Source organism: Clostridium sp. BL-8 (assembly GCF_002006495.1).
In the GTDB taxonomy this organism is placed as follows: Bacteria; Bacillota; Clostridia; order Clostridiales; family Clostridiaceae; genus Clostridium.
On the sequence record NZ_LZZL01000184.1, the window covers coordinates 1 to 2676 of the forward strand.

Annotated in this window: 3 protein-coding genes and 1 pseudogene; 1 reads left to right on the plus strand and 3 read right to left on the minus strand. The window is 34.2% G+C overall.

Translation table 11 applies throughout. The features are described 5' to 3' along the window. Positions 1-163: 163 nt before the first annotated feature. From CLOBL_RS27020 to CLOBL_RS27030, 3 genes are all read right to left on the minus strand, one after another. On the minus strand, positions 164-676 hold the full coding sequence (locus tag CLOBL_RS27020) for a heme-binding protein (protein ID WP_077861814.1): 513 nt from the start codon (positions 674-676) through the stop codon (positions 164-166). Positions 677-690: 14 nt separating this feature from the next. After that, positions 691-1866, minus strand: a complete 1176-nt coding sequence (locus tag CLOBL_RS27025; RefSeq protein ID WP_077861815.1) for an iron-containing alcohol dehydrogenase — start codon at positions 1864-1866, stop codon at positions 691-693. A 103-nt stretch (positions 1867-1969) separates the two neighbouring features. Further along, entirely contained in the window at positions 1970-2326 is a 357-nt protein-coding gene (locus CLOBL_RS27030; RefSeq protein WP_077861816.1) for a helix-turn-helix domain-containing protein, read from the minus strand. A gap of 256 nt (positions 2327-2582) precedes the next feature. On the opposite strand from CLOBL_RS27030, the pseudogene CLOBL_RS28830 reads away from it, so the two are divergent. Next, a pseudogene (locus CLOBL_RS28830) lies at positions 2583-2676 on the plus strand (sigma-70 family RNA polymerase sigma factor); the annotation flags it as partial.

Below are 2676 nucleotides of genomic sequence, written 5' to 3' on the forward strand. Positions count from 1 at the left end.
TTACACTATTCAAAACTAAAATTATTTACAACCTTAGTAGTCTTTTCTAGATAATTTATGGACCTCAGGGGTATTTCCCAGGTCTGAAAGACTGAGATAGCTATTTAGGTAGCCCTAACTGCTTAAAAATTAATAGAATCACATAATTTTCTGCCTTTTCAGACTAATATGTCAGTGATAAATCTATTTCAGGAACGTTATCAATACCGAGCCACTCACTTAAAGCTTTTATAATAAAATCATGATCCAGCTCGTGTGGAAAATTAGATACAGTCAAAACTGCAACCATTTCACCCGTTTTCAATCGAATTGGAAATCCACCTCCGCAAAAGATGTAATCTTTTTCAGACAATCCATGGGTACTAATCACTTCACCAGTAATAGAGGCAACTGCCCATGCACCTAATGAACTTCTTTCCATTAAGGATACTGTATTAAATTTTCTCTCCATCCAGTTTTGATTATTAAGGTTTGTTCCCTCTGTACAATGCTGAAAGAGAATATTTCCATTTAACTTTCGAATAGCAATAGCTAATTCCTGTTTCTTTTCATAAACTTTATTTACCATATAATTTCCTAGTTCCCAAGCATCTCTATTTGAAAACTGTGAAAACCTAAGCATCTCTTCCTGTTTTAATATAATCTCATTCAATTTAATACAATCTTCTTTGCTCATATCATATAATCTCCTTACAACATCAAACGATAAATATTAATAACATCTTTTTCATCCAGAGTTACAACCCCTCCTAAAGTACCATCTTTCACATCTCCATAACAAGCAGTATGAGCTAACTTTTCAATGTCTTCTTCTTTTGCTCCAAGTTCTTCAAAGTTTTTTGGCATACCAATGGAAATTAAAAATTGACGAAATGCCTGAATACCTGCTTTTGCTGTCTCTTCTGGATGATTAAAATCCATTTCACATCCCCATACTCTGCATGCAACTTGAGCAAAACGCATTACATTATGCTCCATGTTATATACCATAACTGCTGGCATCGTTACTGCTAAACCAGCACCATGAGCGCAATCATATAGAGCAGATAACTCATGTTCGATATCATGACTTGTCCAATCTTGAGTTCTTCCCACACCACATGAATTATTATGTGCCATCATTCCTGCCCACATAATATTGGCACGTGCTTGATAATTATCTGGATCAGCAATAACTCTTGGTCCTTCATGAACCATAGTCATCATCAATCCTTCTATCATACGATCTGTAACTTCAACTTCTTCAGTATTAGTAAAATATCTTTCATATAAATGTGCAAGAATATCCGTAATTCCACACGCGGTCTGATATTTTGATAAAGTTTGAGTCAATGCTGGATTTAGAATAGAAAATTTAGGTCTTAGTGCTTCTCCTGATGTAGCACGTTTAAACATTCCATTTTCATTTGTGATAACAGAATCTGCTGATCCCTCACTTCCAGCCGCAGAAATTGTGAGAATTGTACCTATAGGCAATGCCTTTTCCACTACTTTCCCTTGATAATAATTCCAGAAATCTTCTTCACAAACTGCTCCTGCTGCAATTGCTTTCGCAGAATCAATTGCACTTCCGCCTCCTACAGCTAGAATAAAATCAACATTCTCTTTCTTACAAATATCAATACCTTCATATACTAAACCACTTCGTGGATTTGGCTTTACCCCACCTAATTCCACATAAGATAAATTTTCCTTTTTCAAAGCTTCTTTTACTCGATCCAATAAACCAGAACGAATAACTGATCCACCACCATAATGAATTAAGACTTTAGTGCCGCCAAATTTTTTTATATATTTTCCTGCCTCATTCTCCGTATCTTTTCCAAATGCAAAATACGTTGGTGCATAAAATGTGAAATTCTCCATAGCAAATACCTTCTTTCTCTTAGTCTAAATATATTCTATTTCTAAATGAAAACAAATACAAGAAGGCACCTTTTTTTACCTAGGTTACTTATATGTACCCTACTTATTCCTCACAACACTGCCTATTTGTCACTTCATATCTATCCCCTTCGTTTTGACTTCCCCATTCACACATCATTTCCAAAATTGGGTATAACGTCTCCCCATGTTTTGTGACAGAATACTCTACCTTCACTGGAGTTGTGGGATAAACTTTCCTTCGTATAATTTCCTGTTCTTCTAGCTCGCGTAACTGATTCGTTAAAGTTTTTTTAGGCGCACTTTCCAAAAAATTCAGAATCTGATTATAACGTTTTGGTCCTTCCTCCTGCAAATAATGCAAAATAAGAGGTTTCCATTTACCACCAATTACTTTCAAAGTAATTTCCATTTCACAAGTAACTTTTATTTTCTCTGACATAATTTCCTCCACATTTTTAATTTATGGGCCTCAGTAGCAAGTTCAGTCATTCTTCATTCACAAAGACCCCTGGGGGTGCTTCTTAAGGCCGAAGGTCTGAAGTTACTCATTCACTCTTTTTAATAGCCATTTTTCTTCCTCCAAGTTTCATCTAACATATTACATTTTTTTATTTTATTTCAATTATATCATTGAATTCTATTATTTAAAATTAATATAAACTTCAGAACATCAATTTATAAGTACTAAGTTATCTAAAGAACTTATAGATTTTATTTTCTTTAAAAACAATACAGTTCAAAAATATGCTCACTTTAAAAATATGTGCTACTCTACAGCTACTCGAAAAA